At 69.6% G+C, this 17143-nt stretch carries 17 protein-coding genes; 7 read left to right on the top strand and 10 right to left on the bottom strand.

The window, feature by feature from the left end:
• Position 1: 1 nt before the first annotated feature.
• From uraH to OHS33_RS29350, 4 genes are all read right to left on the bottom strand, one after another.
• On the bottom strand, positions 2 to 391 hold the full coding sequence (uraH, locus tag OHS33_RS29365; RefSeq protein ID WP_330333425.1) for a hydroxyisourate hydrolase: 390 nt from the start codon (positions 389 to 391) through the stop codon (positions 2 to 4).
• Positions 388 to 900: a 2-oxo-4-hydroxy-4-carboxy-5-ureidoimidazoline decarboxylase gene (uraD, locus tag OHS33_RS29360; RefSeq protein WP_330333424.1), complete on the bottom strand. Its 513-nt coding sequence runs from the start codon at positions 898 to 900 to the stop codon at positions 388 to 390. The genes uraH and uraD overlap by 4 nt, the downstream gene beginning before the upstream one ends.
• A gap of 151 nt (positions 901 to 1051) precedes the next feature.
• Complete coding sequence (locus OHS33_RS29355) at positions 1052 to 1450, bottom strand: helix-turn-helix domain-containing protein (protein WP_330333423.1); 399 nt, start codon at positions 1448 to 1450, stop codon at positions 1052 to 1054.
• Entirely contained in the window at positions 1447 to 1698 is a 252-nt protein-coding gene (locus tag OHS33_RS29350) for a hypothetical protein (RefSeq protein WP_330333422.1), read from the bottom strand. The genes OHS33_RS29355 and OHS33_RS29350 overlap by 4 nt, the downstream gene beginning before the upstream one ends.
• A gap of 125 nt (positions 1699 to 1823) precedes the next feature.
• On the opposite strand from OHS33_RS29350, the gene OHS33_RS29345 reads away from it, so the two are divergent.
• The 3 genes from OHS33_RS29345 to OHS33_RS29335 all read left to right on the top strand — a co-directional run bounded on the left by OHS33_RS29345 (position 1824) and on the right by OHS33_RS29335 (position 5324).
• Positions 1824 to 2657 carry a TIM barrel protein gene (locus OHS33_RS29345; protein ID WP_330333421.1) on the top strand — a complete coding sequence of 278 codons (834 nt, stop codon included), beginning with the start codon at positions 1824 to 1826 and terminating at the stop codon, positions 2655 to 2657.
• Between the two features lie 75 nt (positions 2658 to 2732).
• The gene (locus tag OHS33_RS29340) at positions 2733 to 3623 is read left to right on the top strand and encodes a 2-hydroxy-3-oxopropionate reductase (RefSeq protein WP_330333420.1); all 891 of its coding nucleotides are present in this window, start codon (positions 2733 to 2735) and stop codon (positions 3621 to 3623) included.
• Positions 3624 to 3866: 243 nt separating this feature from the next.
• The gene (locus OHS33_RS29335; protein ID WP_330335253.1) at positions 3867 to 5324 is read left to right on the top strand and encodes a catalase; all 1458 of its coding nucleotides are present in this window, start codon (positions 3867 to 3869) and stop codon (positions 5322 to 5324) included.
• 419 nt (positions 5325 to 5743) lie between these two features.
• Here OHS33_RS29335 and OHS33_RS29330 read toward each other — a convergent pair whose 3' ends face one another.
• Together OHS33_RS29330 and OHS33_RS29325 are read right to left on the bottom strand one after the other, a co-directional pair.
• Positions 5744 to 6709: a nitrilase-related carbon-nitrogen hydrolase gene (locus tag OHS33_RS29330; protein ID WP_330333419.1), complete on the bottom strand. Its 966-nt coding sequence runs from the start codon at positions 6707 to 6709 to the stop codon at positions 5744 to 5746.
• Positions 6706 to 7719 (bottom strand): agmatine deiminase family protein, encoded by a 1014-nt coding sequence (locus tag OHS33_RS29325; RefSeq protein ID WP_330333418.1) that lies wholly within the window; start codon positions 7717 to 7719, stop codon positions 6706 to 6708. Before OHS33_RS29325 ends, OHS33_RS29330 begins: the two co-directional genes overlap by 4 nt.
• Before the next feature lie 181 nt (positions 7720 to 7900).
• Between OHS33_RS29325 and OHS33_RS29320 the strand changes: the two genes are divergently transcribed.
• A complete protein-coding gene (locus OHS33_RS29320) occupies positions 7901 to 8482 on the top strand; it encodes a TetR/AcrR family transcriptional regulator (RefSeq protein WP_330333417.1) in 582 nt (193 codons plus the stop codon).
• Positions 8483 to 8602: 120 nt separating this feature from the next.
• Here the strand turns inward: OHS33_RS29320 and gcl are convergent, their stop codons facing one another.
• Positions 8603 to 10381 (bottom strand): glyoxylate carboligase, encoded by a 1779-nt coding sequence (gene gcl, locus OHS33_RS29315; RefSeq protein WP_330333416.1) that lies wholly within the window; start codon positions 10379 to 10381, stop codon positions 8603 to 8605.
• 247 nt (positions 10382 to 10628) lie between these two features.
• On the opposite strand from gcl, the gene OHS33_RS29310 reads away from it, so the two are divergent.
• Together OHS33_RS29310 and OHS33_RS29305 are read left to right on the top strand one after the other, a co-directional pair.
• Positions 10629 to 11369 (top strand): hypothetical protein, encoded by a 741-nt coding sequence (locus tag OHS33_RS29310; RefSeq protein WP_330333415.1) that lies wholly within the window; start codon positions 10629 to 10631, stop codon positions 11367 to 11369.
• Between the two features lie 131 nt (positions 11370 to 11500).
• On the top strand, positions 11501 to 11989 hold the full coding sequence (locus OHS33_RS29305) for a glutathione peroxidase (RefSeq protein WP_330333414.1): 489 nt from the start codon (positions 11501 to 11503) through the stop codon (positions 11987 to 11989).
• Between the two features lie 242 nt (positions 11990 to 12231).
• On the opposite strand, the gene OHS33_RS29300 is transcribed toward OHS33_RS29305, so the two are convergent.
• Entirely contained in the window at positions 12232 to 13773 is a 1542-nt protein-coding gene (locus OHS33_RS29300; protein ID WP_330333413.1) for an AMP-binding protein, read from the bottom strand.
• A 72-nt stretch (positions 13774 to 13845) separates the two neighbouring features.
• Positions 13846 to 15012 (bottom strand): winged helix DNA-binding domain-containing protein, encoded by a 1167-nt coding sequence (locus OHS33_RS29295; RefSeq protein ID WP_330333412.1) that lies wholly within the window; start codon positions 15010 to 15012, stop codon positions 13846 to 13848.
• A 206-nt stretch (positions 15013 to 15218) separates the two neighbouring features.
• Here OHS33_RS29295 and OHS33_RS29290 point away from each other — a divergent pair, with 206 nt between their 5' ends.
• Positions 15219 to 16319: a magnesium and cobalt transport protein CorA gene (locus tag OHS33_RS29290; RefSeq protein ID WP_330333411.1), complete on the top strand. Its 1101-nt coding sequence runs from the start codon at positions 15219 to 15221 to the stop codon at positions 16317 to 16319.
• Positions 16320 to 16458: 139 nt separating this feature from the next.
• Here the strand turns inward: OHS33_RS29290 and OHS33_RS29285 are convergent, their stop codons facing one another.
• Positions 16459 to 17046: a pentapeptide repeat-containing protein gene (locus OHS33_RS29285; RefSeq protein ID WP_330333410.1), complete on the bottom strand. Its 588-nt coding sequence runs from the start codon at positions 17044 to 17046 to the stop codon at positions 16459 to 16461.
• Between the last annotated feature and the right edge of the window lie 97 nt (positions 17047 to 17143).

The raw sequence follows: 17143 nt of genomic DNA, 5'->3' as shown, positions 1-17143 counted from the left end.
ACTAGCTCCCTCGGTAAACGGAGTAGCCGAACGGGTTGAGCAGCAGCGGTACGTGATAGTGCTCGCCCGGGTTCACCGCGAAGGTGATGGTGACCTCGGGGAAGAACGCACCGCTGTCCCTTACGCGGGGGGCGTCCTGCTGTGCCTCGGCTTGCTTCTTTGCGAAGTACGTCTCGGTCTCGAAGTCGAGACGCACGTGGGTGGTGCCCTCCGGCAGGGCCGGCAGGTCCTTGCAGCGGCCGTCCGCGTCGGTGGCGGAGCCACCCAGGGCGGTCCACGCGCCGTCGAGGCCCGTACGGGCCGACAGGGCGATGGCCACGCCTTCGGCGGGGCGGCCGATGCTCGTGTCCAGGATGTGCGTGGACACGGAAGCGGTGGTGTCGGTGCTCATGCGCTCTCTTCCTCGACGAGTCGGGTCAGGCGAATCCGGTTGATCTTCACGAGCTCGCCGCGGGCGATCTCTCGCTCCTGCTCCGGCGAGTGCCCGATCCGGGTCTTGACCGCGTCCCGCATGAACTCACCGGTCGCACCGGTGGCACAGATGAGGAAGACGTGACCGAACTTCTCCTGGTAGGCCAGGTTCAGGTCGAGCAGCTCGGCCTTCAGCTCTTCGGAAGCTCCGGCCATCCCCCGCTGTTCGCGGGCGGAGGTCGGGTCACCAGGCTTCGGCCGGCCGATCGGCGCGTGGCCCCCCATCGCCTCGCCCAGGTCCTCGGCGGTCAGCTCCGCCATGGCGGACTCGTTGGCCGAGAAGAGGGAGTCGACGGTGGTGAAGGGGCGCTGGGCGAGCATCTTGCTCCCCCATGCCGAGCTGGCGCACACCTCGTGCAGCTCAGCCGTGGCCGCGCTGTCGTCCAAGGTGTTGATCCGGGTGAGACCCGGGGTCGGACTCGAAGTCACGGTAGGCCTCCGTGGCCTTGTTGCTTAACGGGCTGGGCATAGCTAACGCCCTCGACAACACGGCGTCAACACTTTGTTGAAACTTCCCGTACACAAAAGCCGCCGCCCGGGTGAATTGGGCGGCGGCTCGTCACCGTGGGTCAGACGGTGTTCACTCCTGGGTCGGCTTACCGGCCGCTTTGGGAGGGTTCGACTCCCGGTTCAAGTAGTTGTAGACCGTGAAACGGCTGACTCCCAGGGCGCCCGCGACCGTTTCCACACCGTGCCGGACCGAGAAGGCGCCGCGCGCCTCCAGTATCCGTACGACGTCCTGCTTGGTCTTGCGGTCCAGCTGCGCCAACGGTACGCCGTGCCGGCGCTCCAGCGCCGCCAGGATGTGGTCCAGCGAGTCGGACAGCTGCGGCAGCCGGACGGCCAGCAGGTCCTGGCCCTCCCAGGCGAGCACGACGTCGTCGGGCTGGGCCAGGGCGGGGTCCATCAGCTCGCCGCCCATCGCGTCCACCAGCGGCTTGACCGCGGCGACGAAGGGGTGGTCGCGGGGCTCGGTCACGGCGTGTCCTCCCCGATCACATTCACCTGGAGGGACACCCGCGTGGCCCCGGCGCCCAGCGCGTCGCGCAGCAGCGCGGTGACCGCGTCCAGCACGGCGGCCGAGTCCCCTTCGGCGGTGTTGCCGAACGGACCGACGTCCATCGCGTCCAGTTGCGCCCGCCGCATGACCTCGCGAGCGGCCACGGCATGGGCAGGAGCCTCTTCGAGATCGAAGGGCTCGGTCGTGAACTCCACTCTCAATCGCACGCGGTCAAGCTACCCCGCACTCGGGACGTTTCGGGAGTCGGCACTTGACAAGTGCGGCGACCTGCTTGCAGTCTTCCATCAAGCAGAAAACAACTTCCGCAATACGGAAGGAGCGCACACCCCTCATGGGATACACGGACCAGCGCTTCGATGTGAACCTCTCGATCCTCTTCACGGAACTCCCGCTTCTGGAGCGTCCCGCGGCTGCCGCCGCGGCCGGCTTCACCGCGGTCGAGCTGTGGTGGCCCTGGATCGAAACCCCCACTCCCGCCCAGTCGGAGCTGGACGCCCTCAAGAAGGCTCTTGAGGACGCCGGCACCCAGCTGGTGGGCCTGAACTTCTACGCCGGTCAGCTGCCGGGACCGGACCGCGGCGCGGTATCCGTGCCCGGCGAGGAATCGGACCGCTTCAACGCCAACATCAACGTGGCGGCGGACTTCGCCGCCTCGGTCGGCTGCAAGGCTCTCAACGCCCTCTACGGCAACCGCGTCGAGGGTGTGGACCCGGCCGTCCAGGACGAGCTGGCCCTGAAGAACCTGGTCGTGGCCGCGCAGGCCGCCGACCGGGTCGGGGCGATCCTCCTGATCGAGACCCTGAACAAGCCCGAGTCGCCGCTCTACCCGCTGGTGAGCGCCCCGGCCGGCATCGAGGTCGTGGACAAGGTGAACGAGGCCACCGGCCTCGGCAACGCCAAGTTCCTGCTCGACCTGTACCACCTGGCGATGAACGATGAGGACCTCTCCGAGGTCATCGAAAAGTACGCCGCCAAGACCGGGCACGTCCAGATCGCGGACAAGCCGGGACGCGGTGCCCCCGGCACCGGCGAGCTGCCCCTTGAGCAGCTCCTGGACCAGCTGAAGAAGGCCGGATACGAGGGCTACGTAGGCCTGGAGTACAAGGCCGCCGACGCCGCCGCGTCCTTCGAGTGGCTGGCCGCCGAGGCCCGCGCCGCGAAGTAAGCGGACAAAGTCCGGGCGATCAGCCAGGCACGCCAGACACTTTTCGTACAAAGCATTAAGAGAAGGACCCTCATCATGAGCAACCTCCCCAAGATTGCCTGGATCGGTCTCGGAATCATGGGCTCCCCCATGGCCGAGAACCTCCTGAAGGCCGGCTACTCGGTCACCGGCTTCACGCTGGAGCAGGACAAGCTGGAGCGCCTCGCCGCCGCCGGCGGCAGCGCGGCCGGCTCGATCGCCGAGGCCGTCGCGGACGCCGACGTCATCATCACGATGGTGCCCGCCTCCCCGCAGGTCGAGGCCATCTCCTACGGTGAGAACGGCATCCTGGAGAACGCCAAGTCCGGCGCGCTGATCATCGACATGTCGTCGATCACCCCGCAGACCTCGGTCGACCTGGCGAAGAACGCTGCCGAGAAGGGCATCCGCGTCATCGACGCGCCCGTCTCCGGCGGCGAGGCCGGTGCCATCGAGGCCGTACTGTCGATCATGGTCGGCGGCGAGCAGGCCGACTTCGACGAGGCGCTCCCGGTCCTGGAGACCCTCGGCAAGGTCATCGTCCTGTGCGGTCCGCACGGCTCCGGCCAGACGGTGAAGGCCGCCAACCAGCTCATCGTCGCGGTGAACATCCAGGCGTGCGCCGAGGCCGTCGTCTTCCTCGAGAAGTCGGGCGTGAACCTCGAAGCCGCTCTGGACGTGCTCAACGGCGGTCTGGCCGGCTCCACGGTCCTGACCCGCAAGAAGGCCAACTTCCTGAACCGCGACTTCAAGCCCGGTTTCCGGATCGACCTGCACCACAAGGACATGGGCATCGTCACCGACGCCGCCCGCAACGTCGGTGCGGCCCTCCCGGTCGGCGCGGTCGTCGCCCAGCTGGTCGCCTCGCTGCGCGCCCAGGGTGACGGCGGCCTGGACCACTCCGCGCTGCTGCGCGCGGTCGAGCGCCTCTCCGGCGCCCAGATCTGAGCCCGCGGCCCGCACGCCGGGCCGCCGCTCCTTCCCCTCCGGGGGACCTGAGTTTCCGGATGGTGCCGGTGCTGACACCTGTCCTGTCGCGCCCAAGCGCCGGCACCGTCCGGATTACCTCTCCTCAAGCCTTTCTCCATCTTTCTTCAACAAACTGTTGACGTTGAGTTCGAGCCGAAATTAGGCTCACTCCGCATGACGGAAGACTCTTTCCGCCAGCAGTTACCCGTACGGAAGGTCACCATGTCGAAGCGCACGCTGACGACCGAGTCCGGCGCCCCGGTCGCCGACAACCAGAACTCCGCCACCGCCGGCGTCGGTGGCCCGCTCCTGATTCAGGACCAGCAGCTCCTTGAGAAGCTCGCCCGCTTCAACCGCGAGCGCATCCCGGAGCGCGTGGTGCACGCCCGCGGTTCGGCCGCCTACGGCCACTTCGAGGTGACGGACGACGTCACCGCGTACACCAGCGCCGCGTTCCTGAACACGGTCGGCAAGAAGACCGAGACCTTCCTGCGGTTCTCCACCGTGGCCGACTCGCTCGGCGGCGCGGACGCTGTGCGTGACCCCCGCGGCTTCGCGCTGAAGTTCTACACCGAAGAGGGCAACTACGACCTCGTCGGCAACAACACCCCGGTGTTCTTCATCAAGGACCCGATCAAGTTCCCCGACTTCATCCACTCCCAGAAGCGCGACCCCTTCACGGGCAAGCAGGAGCCGGACAACGTCTGGGACTTCTGGGCGCACGCCCCCGAGGCGACGCACCAGATCACCTGGCTGATGGGTGACCGCGGTATCCCGGCGTCGTACCGTCACATGAACGGCTACGGCTCCCACACGTACCAGTGGACCAACGCCCAGGGCGAGGCTTTCTTCGTCAAGTACCACTTCAAGACGAACCAGGGCATCCGCTGCCTGTCCTCCGAGCAGGGCGCCGAGCTGGCCGGCCAGGACGGCAACTCGCACCAGACCGACCTGCTCCAGGCGATCGAGCGCGGCGTGAACCCGAGCTGGACCCTCTACGTCCAGATCATGCCCGCCGCCGAGGCCGCGGACTACCGCTTCAACCCGTTCGACCTCACCAAGGTGTGGCCGCACACCGACTACCCGCTGCAGCGCGTGGGCCGTCTGGTCCTCGACCGCAACCCGGACAACGTCTTCGCCGAGGTCGAGCAGTCGGCGTTCTCCCCGAACAACTTCGTCCCGGGCATCACCGCCTCGCCGGACAAGATGCTCCAGGGCCGTCTCTTCGCGTACGCCGACGCCCAGCGCTACCGCCTCGGTGTGAACCACACCCTGCTGCCGGTCAACGCCCCCAAGGCGGCGAAGGCCGAGAACTACGGCCGCGACGGTGTCATGGCGCTGCGCAACGGTTCGCGCCACGACAAGAACTACGAGCCCAACTCGCACCAGGGTCCGGCCGAGACCGGTCTGGCGCTCGGCGCTCCGCTCGCGGTCAGCGGCTACACGGGCACGCACGAGGCCCCGGCCCACACCAAGGACGACGACTTCTTCCAGGCCGGTGAGCTCTACCGCCTGATGTCCGAGGACGCCAAGCAGCGTCTGGTGGCGAACATCGCCGGTGGCCTCTCGCAGGTCACCCTCGAAGACGTCATCGAGAAGAACCTGGCTCACTTCCACGCCGCCGACGCCGACTACGGCAAGCGCGTCGAGGAGGCCGTTCGCGCCCTGCGCGAAGGCTAAGAGCCCCAGGCTGCGTCCGGGATCTGACGGGAGGTCAGGTTCCGGATGCTGAGCCCGCACCGTGGACCCGGATGAGGGGTGGTACGCGGTGAGGGCAGACTGCGCCAGCCCATGCGGCTGGCGCCGCGTGAGGCCCGCGGTGGTGTCGAGCCAGTGCGGTGGTAAAGGCCCAGCGGCTTGTCTCTTGACCTGAGGGAGACGAAGCCAAGGTGTCCTGTCGCCACCACCGCGGTCCCAGCCTCTCCTTATATATAGGGGGCCACGCACAGTGCCCTCTGTATATCCATAGACCCCGCCCGGCGGGTGCGAATGTCCTGTCGCGCCAGCCTCGTCCCGTCGGGCGGTAACAGACCAGAGCGCCGAGTCACGGACGGTCCCGTGACTCGGCGCTTTGTCGTTCCCGCGGCCGGTACGTGCGGTCAGCCGGTCCGCTCCGTGAGCTGCCCGTACAGCTCCGGGCGGCGGGTCTGCATCAGGCCGAACTCCAGCCAGTCCCGGCGCTGGTCCAGGTCGAGATCGGCGACGAGGACGGCGGGGCGCTCGCGCGGGGCGCGCAGCATGACCCGGCCGTACGGGTCGGAGATGAACGAGGACCCGTAGAAGGTGGAGCGGCCCTCGGTGCCGGTCCGGTTGGGGACGATCATGAAGAGGGCGTTGGCCAGGCCGTTGGCGCTGATCGCGTGCTCCCACAGGGGCCGGGTGTCGAAGTCCGGGAGGTCCACCTCGGAGCCGATGGCGGTGGGGTGCACCAGGATCTCCGCCCCGTGCAGGCCGTAGGCGCGGGCCAGCTCCGGGAACCACTCGTCCCAGCAGGTCGGGAAGCCGAACCGGGCTCCTTCGAGGCCGATGACCGGGAATCCGCTGTCACCGGGGCGGAAGCACAGGTCCTCGCGGTAGCCGGGGAAGGCCGGTATGTGGTTCTTGCGGGTACGGGCGACGAGCGTGCCGTCCGCGTCCACGCAGACGGCGGTGTTGTAGCCGAGGCCGCCGTCCTCGGCCCGCTCGTAGAGCGAGGCGTGGACGGTGATGCCGAGGCCGGTGGCCAGTTCGGTGATCAGGGCGACGGTCGGGCCGCTCTCGACGTCCTCCAGATGGCGGGCGGCGCCGTCGGCCATGGGGTCGTCGGTGTTGCAGAAGTAGGGGCTGCGGGTCAGCTCGGGCAGGCAGACCACCCGCGCGCCCTCGGCGGCCGCCAGGGCCACGCCCACGCGCAGCCGCTCGTCGTGCTCGCGCTCGTCGGCGTACCAGCGCGTCTGGACCAGGCCGACGCGCAGCGCGGCGCGTTCGACGGGCTGCAGGCGGGCCGGGGAGCCGAGCGGGGAGCCGTAGCAGGTGAGGAGTTCGTATCCGGTGCCGTTGTCGTATCCGGTGCCGTTGTCGCTCATGCGGTGAGGTCCTTCGGGAGCTGCTGGGTGATGCAGTGGATACCGCCACCGCCGTACGCGAGGACCGGGGCCGGTACGCCGACGACCTTGCGGCCGGGCAGGGCCGCGGCGAGGACGGCGAGGGCCGCCTCGTCCGCCGCGCCGCCGCCGACGGGGACCACGCAGCCGCCGTTGGCCAGGTAGAAGTTGAGGTAGCAGACCTCCACCGGGGTGCCGTCCACCTCGCCGTGGACGGTCTGCGGGACCTTGACGATCTCCAGGGCGCGGCCGCGGGCGTCCGTGCTCGCCTCCAGGACCGCGAGGTTGGCGCGCATCCGGGCGTGATCGGGGTGCGCGGGGTCCTCCGGGAGGGAGACGACGACGGTGGCGGGGGCGACGAAGGCGGCGACGCCGTCGACGTGTCCGTCGGTCTCCGTGTCCTCCAGGCCCCCGTAGGGCAGCCAGATCACCTTCTCCACGCCGAGCCGGCGCTTCAGCTCGTCCTCGATCTCGGCGCGGCTCATCCGCGGGTTGCGGTTGGGGTGGAGCAGGCACTGCTCGGTGGTGATCAGGGTGCCCTCGCCGTCCACGGTGAAGGCGCCGCCCTCCAGGATCATGTGGGAGTGGACGCGCGGGATGCCGAGGCGGTCCAGCAGCAGGCCGGCGAGCTTGTCGTCGGCGGCCCACGGGTGGTGCTTCTCGCCCCACGCGTTGAACCGGAAGTCGACGCCGACGCGGCCGCCGTGCTCGTCGTAGGCGAAGACGGGGCCGGAGTCGCGGAGCCAGGAGTCGTCGAGGGGCAGTTCGGTGACCTCGATGCCGGGGTCGTCGCCGCAGTGGGCGCGGGCCTCTCCGGCGCTGCCGGGGGCGGCGATCATGATGACCGGCTCGAAGGCGGCGATGGCACGGGCCACGGCGGCGTATTCGCGCTTGGCGGCCTCGAAGGCGGGCCCCCACAAGGAGGGACGGGTGGGCCAGGCCATCAGACAGGCTTCGTGCTCGGCCCACTCGGCGGGCATGCGCGGGTTCATCGGAGTACTCCCTCGGTACGGCGGGCCCTGACGCTCGGGCCCTGACGCTCACATCATCTGACTGAAATTTCAGTCAGTCTTCAATCCGCCTGAAAGTCGAGTCAGGAGGTCAGGTGAGAGCTATCGTCATACCTGACTGAAAGGTCAGTCAAGGGGTTACCGACCGGAAGGTGCGATCCGCGTGGCAGATCGTCAAGTGCTGATCCTGGAAGCGGCGGTACGCGTCATCGCGCGCAGCGGCGTCAGAGGGCTGCGCGTCGAGGAACTGGCGGCCGAGGCCGAGGTCTCCACCGCGCTGATCTACTACCACTTCAAGGACCGTGCGGGCCTGATCCGGCGCACCCTCGACTTCATCAGCGCCCGCGCCACCGGCTACACCGACGAGGCCCACAGCGGGGCGCGGGACGCCCGTGCGCTGCTGCTCCAGCTCCTGCTCGGCGAACTCCAGGACACCGCCCGGGTGCGCGAGAACAGCATCGCCTGGGGCGAGCTGCGGGCCAGCGCCATCTTCGACGGCGACCTGCGCGAGACCCTCGCCCGGTCCACGCGCACCTGGTGCCGGGACACCGCCGACGCGGTCGCCGACGCCCAGGCGGCGGGCCTGGCCGAGCTGCGGGCCGACCCGGAGGACGTCGCGGAGCGGCTCACGGCGCTGGTGGAGGGCCTGAGCGAGCGCTGGCTGAGCGGCTCCCTGACGGTGGAGCGGGCCCGCGCCCTGCTCCGCGGCGCGGTGGACGCGGAGCTGGGCCCGCGACCCCTGTAGGGACCCGGGGCAGACGCGGAACGGCCCCCGTTCCTCCTCGCGGAGGGACGGGGGCCGTCTCGTACTGCCTAAACCGGTCTCAGCTGCCCTACGGGCTCTACGGCTCTACGGCTCTACGGCTCAGACCAGCGGGCGGATCGCGGTCGGGGCGTGGCCCGGCTCGGTCGCGATCTCTTCCCACTCGTTGATGGCGTCGATGCCGGCGGCGCCCATCGAGATGTTGGTGACGCGCTCCAGGATCGCCTCGACGACGACCGGGACGCGGAACTCGGCGGCGAGCTTCTTGGCCTGCTCCAGGGCGGCACCCAGCTCGTTCGGGTCCGTGACGCGGATGGCCTTGCAGCCCAGGCCCTCGACGACCTTGACGTGGTCGACGCCGTAGACACCCAGCTCCGGAGAGTTGATGTTCTCGAATTCGAGGTTGACCTGGAAGTTGATGTCCAGGCCGCGCTGCGCCTGGCGGATCAGGCCGAGGTACGCGTTGTTGACGAGCACGTGGACGTAGGGGATGTTGTGCTGCGCACCGACGGCCAGCTCCTCCAGCATGAACTGGAAGTCGTAGTCACCGGAGAGCGCGACGACCGGGGTCGTCGGGTCGGCGGTGGCGACACCGAGCGCGGCCGGGATCGTCCAGCCGAGCGGACCGGCCTGGCCGCAGTTGATCCAGTGGCGCGGCTTGTAGACGTGCAGCATCTGCGCACCGGCGATCTGGGACAGACCGATGGTGGTGACGTAGCGGGTCTCGGGGCCGAACGCCTTGTTCATCTCCTCGTAGACGCGCTGCGGCTTCATGGGGATGTTGTCGAAGTGCGTACGGCGCTGCAGGGTCGCCTTGCGCTCCTGCGTCTCCGCGGCCCACGCCGAGCGGTCGGGGAGCTTGCCCTCGGCCTTCAGCTCCTTGGCGACCTCGACGAACAGCTCCAGCGCGCGCTTCGCGTCGGACGCGAAACCGAAGTCCGGGGCGAAGATCTTGCCGATCTGGGTCGGCTCGATGTCGACGTGGACGAACTTGCGGTCCTTGGTGTAGACGGCCAGGTCACCGGTGTGACGGTTGGCCCACCGGTTGCCGATGCCGAGGACGAAGTCCGAGGCGAGCAGGTTCTCGTTGCCGTAGCGGTGCGAGGTCTGCAGGCCGACCATGCCGGCGTTCAGCTCGTGGTCGTCCGCGATGATGCCCCAGCCCATGAGGGTCGGGATGACCGGGGTGCCGGTCAGCTCGGCAAACTCGACCAGCAGCGCGGAGGCGTCGGCGTTGATGATGCCGCCACCGGCGACGATCAGCGGCTTCTCGGACTCCAGGAGGAACTGGATGGCCTTCTCGGCCTGCGCGCGGGTCGCCTGCGGCTTGTAGACCGGCAGCGGCTCGTAGGTCTCCGGGTCGAACTCGATCTCCGTCAGCTGGACGTCGATCGGGAGGTCGATGAGGACCGGGCCGGGGCGGCCGGAGCGCATCAGGTGGAACGCCTGCTGGAAGACGCCCGGGACCTGCGCGGCCTCCAGGACGGTGGTCGCGGCCTTGGTGACCGGCTTGGCGATCGAGGCGATGTCGACGGCCTGGAAGTCTTCCTTGTGCAGCTTCGCGACCGGGGCCTGGCCGGTGATGCACAGGATCGGGATCGAGTCCGCGATGGCCGAGTAGAGGCCGGTGATCATGTCGGTACCGGCGGGGCCGGACGTACCGATGCACACACCGATGTTTCCGGGGGCGGTACGGGTGTAGCCCTCGGCCATGTGGGAGGCGCCCTCGACGTGACGAGCGAGGGTGTGCTTGATGCCACCGACGTTCTTCAGCTCGCGGTAGAAGGGGTTGATGGCAGCGCCGGGCACGCCGAACGCTTGCGCGACACCTTCGCGCTTGAGGATCTCCACTGCAGCGGCGGCGGCTGTCATACGAGGCATCGAGTACTCCTGCGGGTCAGGCGGGTCAGGCTTTTCCGTCATCCGGAAGTTTTGTTCTGCTATACGGAACAAGCTAAGCGGCGACTTCACGCACGTCAAGGCGGTGGGGAACCCCGGAAACCACCAAAAGCCGCGATCCTCTCGGTGAGTTGTACAAATGGCGGCCCTTCCCGCGGAGCTTCCCCCCGGGCCGTCGCCGGGGGTGGAGGATGGACCCACGCACAGCGACGGAGGGGGCTCACGGCTCATGGCGGAATCGGTTCCGGTGCGCTGCCCGGCGTGCCTGCGCGAGAACGGCTACACCGCTCCGTCCTTCCCCTGCGCCTGCGGGAGCCCGGTCACACCGGCCCTTGATCTCTCGGCGCCGCCCCGGCCGCTGACCCATCGCACCTGGTCAGAGGCCTGGGTGGCGGTCCGGTGCGGGGCGTGCGGGCAGGTGGGCGAGTGGCCGCACCCCGAGGTGGGGTGCACCTCGTGCGGGACGGTGGTGCGGGTTCCGGTGCTCGCGGTGCCTCCCGTGGCCCCGGTGGAGCCGGAGGATCCGCGGGATCCGCGGTCCGCGCACACCCCGCCGCTCCCGGCCGCGAGCGGGCCGCGGCCCGCGTTCCGGCCGGTGACCATCCGTACCGCCGGCGACGCGGTGTCGACGGCCGCGCTGTACCTGCGCTGGCTCGGCTTCCCGGACGTACGCCGCCCCGACGCGCCCACGGCGCCCGCGGGCGCGGTGGACCTGCGGGCGCCCGGGCTGGTCGCCCAGGTGGATCCGACGACGGAGCCCGCCGGGCTGCGGGCGGTGGAGTGCGTCTGGCTGAACGGCCTGACCTCCTCCGCCACCAGCGTCTACTTCTCCCTGGCCGGATATACGCAGGACGCGCGGGCGCGCGCGGACGACCTGGGGATACCACTGTTCGTGATGGACCTGACGGGGATGCCCCAGCCGGTCAACGACCCGGCGGACGAGCTGGTCGGGACGGGGGCCCGGGACTGACCGTGAGGTCAGGGCCTAGGGTCGGGGCCTGGCGTCGAGGACAAGGAACCTTGAGTTTCGGAACACCTCGCGCGCGCGTGTTGTTGGTCCATTTGCCGCGACTGCCGGCCCTGCCTTACAAGGAGAGCGTCTTGAGCCTGTACGACATCCCGCTGACCACCCTGTCCGACGAGCCCACCAGCCTCGGGGCGCACAAGGGCAAGGCGATCCTGCTGGTGAACACCGCTTCCCAGTGCGGGCTGACCCCGCAGTACTCCGGGCTGGCGCGGCTCCAGTTCAAGTACGCCGAGAAGGGGTTCACGGTCATCGGCGTACCGTGCAACCAGTTCGGCGGCCAGGAGCCCGGCACGGCGGACGACATCCAGACGTTCTGCGCCGCCGGTTTCGGCGTCACCTTCCCGATGCTGGAGAAGTCCGAGGTCAACGGGGAGAACCGGCACCCGCTGTACGCGGAGCTGGTGAAGACCGCCGACGCCGAGGGCGAGGCGGGCGACATCCAGTGGAACTTCGAGAAGTTCCTGATCTCCCCCGAGGGCGAGGTCGTCGGCCGCTTCCGTCCGCGCACGGAGCCGGAGGCCCCCGAGGTCATCGCCGCCATCGAGGCGCTCCTGCCGGCCTGACGCAAGGGCCTGACCCATCGGGCCTGACGCGAGGGCCGTCCCGGCCGGGTCTCACCCGGCCGGGACGGGGCGCAGTAACCGGCCCTCGCCCTCGGCCTCGGTGTCCTGCAGGCCGCCACGGGCGCCGGACTGATCCAGGCCGCGCACGCCGTCTCGCCCACGCACCGGGTCCTGGTCCGCCACGTCGTCCGGCTCGGCGCCACCCTGCGCGGCAAGGCCCGCTCCGCCTACGCCGCCCAGGCTCAGTTGACCTCTCGGTCCAGTCCGGACCAGTACGGCTCGCGCAGTTTGAACTTCTGGATCTTGCCCGTGGCCGTGCGCGGGATGGCGGCGCGGAACTCGACGCTCGTCGGTGCCTTGTATCCGGCCATCCGCTGCTTGCAGTGGGCGATGATGTCGGCCTCCTGCGCCGTCGCCCCTTCGGCGAGGACCACGAGGGCCTTGATCGTCTCACCCCACTTCTCGTGCGGCACGCCGATGACCGCGACCTCGGCGACCGCCGGATGGCTGAAGATCGTGTCCTCCACCTCGATCGAGGAGACGTTCTCCCCACCGGTGATGATCACGTCCTTCTTCCGGTCGGCGATCGTCAGGTGCCCGTCCTCCTCGTCCAGCGTGCCGCCGTCACCAGTGTGGAACCAGCCGTCCTCCAGGGCCGCCGAGGTCTCCTCGGGCTTGTCCCAGTAGCCGTCGAGCACGACGTTCGACCGGGCCAGGACCTCGCCGGAGTCGGATACCTTCAGCTTCACCCCGAGCGCCGGCAGCCCCGCCCGGGACAGCTTGCGCGCCCGCTCCTCGGCGGGCAGTTCCGCGTCGGCGGGCCGGGCGCGGTTGAAGGTGAGCAGCGGTGAGGTCTCGGTCAGGCCGTAGATCTGGGTGAACTCCCAGCCCAGTTCGTCGCCCATGCGCTGGATCATCCTGCTCGGCGGGGGCGCTCCGGCGCAGATGATCCGTACGCGGTCGCGGCCCGGGATCTCGCCCTCCCAGGTCGCCGCCGCGTCCAGTACCGCGTTCCAGACGGCGGGCGCGCCGCACATGAGCGTGACGCCGTGCTCCTCGACCCGGCGCAGGATCTCGGCGCCGTCGATCTTGCGCAGGACCACCTGCTTGACGCCGAGTCCGGCCATCACGTACGGCATTCCCCAGCCGTTGCAGTGGAACATCGGCAGCGTGTGCATGTAGACGTCGTGCTCCCACACCCGGGCGTGCAGCCCGAAGGTGAGCCCGTTGACCCAGATGTTGCGGTGGGTGAGCTGCACGCCCTTGGGCCGGGCCGTGGTCCCCGACGTGTAGTTGACCGTCGCGGTGGCGTCCTCGTCCGGCTTCGACCACGGGCGCGGCTCGACGCCGAAGCGCATCAGCCGGTTCTCGGTCTCCTCGCCGAGGACGAAGCGGTGGCGCGCCGTGATGCCGGAGAGCGCGTCGTCCAGCTCCGGGTCGACCAGCAGGACCGAGGCCCCGCTCTGCCGCAGCATGTACTCGATCTCATCGGGCTTGAGACGGAAGTTGACGGGCACACAGATACGGCCGCTCATCGGCACCGCGAACAACAGCTCAAGCATCCGCGCCGAGTTGTGGCTGACCACCGCCACCCGCTCGCCCTCACCCACGCCGAGCGCGTCCAGTCCGGCCTGCCAGGCGCGGACCCGCTCACCGAAGCGTCCGTACGTCGACACGGGCACCGGCGGTCCGGGCTGGTCCGGCTCGTCGATCACACCGGGACTGGAGGAGAATCCCAGCTCCGCCCGGTCGAGGAAGTCCGCGACGGTCATCGGAATGCGCATGGTTCTCTCCTGTGTCTCCTGGATCGGGGGGCGCCTGTCGTACGTAGGGGGAGTCTGGCATGTACCGCCCGGTCAGCCGGTGACCGCCCCGAAGCACACACCGCCGCCAGGGCCCTCGCCCGCCGCCCCGTCCCTCATCCCATCGAGCAGCAACTCCCCTTCCCCGACGATCTCTTGCCGTTGCGCCCCGCTCACCTCGGTGAACAGCTCCACGACGAGCCCCGTTTCCGTCATCTTCCACACCCCGGCGACGAACCCGTCGACGAGGAGGGTGCAGTACGCCTGGTTCCCCCTCCAGGTACGGCCCTTGAGGTGAGCGGGGATCACGCGCGAGCGATCGGCGTGCGAGAGGAGGAGGTTGTCGAACTCGGGGAGGAAGCGCGGTGGCGCGTGCGTGCCGGGGTCGGGGCGGGGCGCGTCCGGCAGGTCGAAGAGTTCCACGCCGTTCTCGTCCCGGAAGACGAGCAGCCCGGGCCGCAGCCGCTCGAAGGCCTCGCGCAGCCGGGTGAGCCCCGCCCAGACCTGCATGTCCTTGACGGACGCGGGCCCGAAGGCGCCGAGGTACCGGAGCACCACCTCGTCGACGGACGCTGCCGGAGGCGACGCGTCGCACCCGGTACTGCCCCTGCCCCCGCCTCCGCCCCTGAGCCAATTGTCCAGGGTGGTGAGCCGGACCTGCCCGGCGCGCCCCCACACCCCGCGCGGCGTGACCTGGACCAGCGGCAGCTTGCAGCGCGCCGCGACGGCCAGCGACGCCGGGTCCGCGTCCGGCCACGCGGCGAGCAGCTCCGTACGGATCTCCGCCATCGTGCGCGGTTCACTGTCGACGAAGGCGCGCGCGAGGCGGGCCAGGCGCTGGAGGTCGACGCCGACGAGCCCCTTTCGGAAGTTCCCGATCTCCCGGTCCCGGGCGGGCTGCACCAGCGGGCGCAGGGTGAGGGCGTCCTCGGCGGTGTGCGTGTGGATCGTGGACCGCATGGTCACCATGCGCACCACCTGCCGCGACTCCATCAGTCCGGCCAGCTCCTCGGGGCGGAACCCGCGGAGGCGCGCGTGGAGTTGGTAGTACGGCGGCTTCACGTTCTGCGCCTGGAGCCCGATGAGATGCGTGACCGCGTCCCGTGCGGAGCACTCGGCGCGGGCGAGGAGCAGCTGACGGGCGAGGGTGGCACGGTTCAGCGCGCGCACACCGAGCACCGGCGCGGCGCGGTCCGCCCGGTGCGATGTCGAGGAGGCCATGGCGCCACGCTAATCCCCGACGCGGACAGTTCCTGTCCTAAAACCCCGACCCACCCACACCCCCACCCGCGCCCACCCCGATACCCGGCATACTCCCCATATCCTGACCACCACACCAACACCTCTCGACCTCACCCGCCTCCCCCTCCCTCCCCCTCCCTCCCCCTCCCTCCCCCTCACCCACCTCCGACCGGAAACGGGACCCGATGCCGGAGCGCCCAGACCGCCGCCGCCCCACACCGCCGCCCCCGTCCGGCTCCACACCCCCGGGCCCGGGGCCGGGGCACCGGAGCGTGGTCGACTCCGCCGTCTACCACGGTGGCCGCAGAGTCGCCTCCCCCTCGGGTCTCGCCGAGACCTTCCGCCGCCTGCGCGAACAGCCCGGCGGCATGGCCTGGATCGGCCTGCACCGCCCGACCGAGGCCGAACTCCACTCCCTGGCCGCCGAATTCAACCTTCACCCCCTCTCCATCGAGGACGCCCTCGAAGCCCATCAGCGGCCCAAGCTGGAGCGCTACGGCGACACCCTCTTCGTGGTCCTGCGCGCGGCCCGCTACGTGGACGCGCTGGAGGAGGTCGACTTCGCCGAGCTGCACATCTTCGTCGGCCCCGACTTCCTGATCACGGTCCGCCACGGCGCCGCCCCGGACCTCCCGGCGGTCCGCCGCCGCATGGAGGAGACCCCGGCCCTCCTGGCCCTCGGCCCGGAGGCAGCCCTGTACGCGATCCTCGACGACGTGGTCGACGGCTACGTCCCGGTCGTCGAGGGCGTCCAGAACGACATGGACGAGATCGAGACCGAGGTCTTCCGCGGCGACCCCGAAGTCTCCCGCCGCATCTACGAACTCTCCCGCGAAATGGTCGAGTTCCAACGCGCCACCCGCCCCCTGGTCGGCATGCTCCACAGCCTGATGGCGGGCTTCGCCAAATACGGCACGGACGAGGAACTCCAGCGCTACCTCCGCGACGTAGCGGACCACGTCACCCACACCAGCGAACGCGTGGACGGCTTCCGCCAGGCCCTCACCGAAATCCTGACGGTCAACGCCACCCTGGTCTCCCAGCAACAGAACGCCGAAATGCGCGCCCTGGCCGAAGCAGGCTTCGAACAAAACGAGGAAATCAAGAAGATCTCCTCGTGGGCCGCCATCCTCTTCGCCCCCACACTGGTCGGCACCATCTACGGCATGAACTTCGATTCCATGCCGGAACTGCACTGGGCCGGGGGCTACCCCTTCGCGATCCTGCTGATGGCGGTCGTCTGCGTCAGCCTGTACGTCATCTTCAAGAAGCGGGACTGGCTGTAGCGACTCGCCGCGCAGCAGGAGCGTCACACGACGCATCGGACACGACCCAGTACCACCGGCACGACGGAGGGCCCTCCCGGCTCACAACGGGGAGGGTTCTTCCGGCGCCCGGCGCTCGCGGTGCCGCGGCCGCCTTGCGTCAGCCGGCAGGGGCGGACGTGCACTGGGGGTGGTTGATGCAGCTGAGATCGGCGCCTTCGAGGTTGGCGCCGGTGAGGTCGGCCTCGGCGAGGTCGGCGTCATGGAGCTTGGCGCGCGTCAGGTTGGCGCTGGCGAAGATGGTGTGGCGGGCCTTGGCGTTGGAGAGGTCGGCGCCTTCGAGGTTGGCGCTCTGGGCGTCGGCGTTGTCGAGGTTGGCGCTGAAGAGGAGCGCGCCCGTCGCCTTCACGCCTCTGAGCTTGGCGTCGCTGAGGTTCGTCTCGGTGAGGTTCGTGTCGGTGAGCGTGGCGTCGGTGAGGTCCGCGGCAGAGAGGTTGGCCCCGAGGAGGTTCGCCCCGGCGAGGTCGGCCTCAGTGAGGTCGGGCTTGACACTGGGGTTGTCCGTGCGCCACTGGTTCCAGTCCGCCACGCTCCTTTTGAGCAGGGCGACTTGGTCGGCATCGGCTCGCTGAGAGGCGACGGCCGCGCGGGGAGTGGGGGTGGCGTGGGCCGCGGGGACGGTCAGCACGTAGCCGGAGAGGATGAGCGCGGCGATGAGGGTACGGCGGACTGTGGTGTTCGTTCGCATCCTGAATTCCTATCGAGTGGGCGAGGTTCCCATTGGGTTGCATGAGCAACTCCAGGCCTGCCCCCGTAAGGGTTCGTCTCACCTTTGGAGGATGGGA

Source organism: Streptomyces sp. NBC_00536 (assembly GCF_036346295.1).
Lineage (GTDB): Bacteria > Actinomycetota > Actinomycetes > Streptomycetales > Streptomycetaceae > Streptomyces.
Note: the sequence above shows the minus strand (reverse complement) of the source record. Positions and strands in the feature narration are given on the sequence as shown.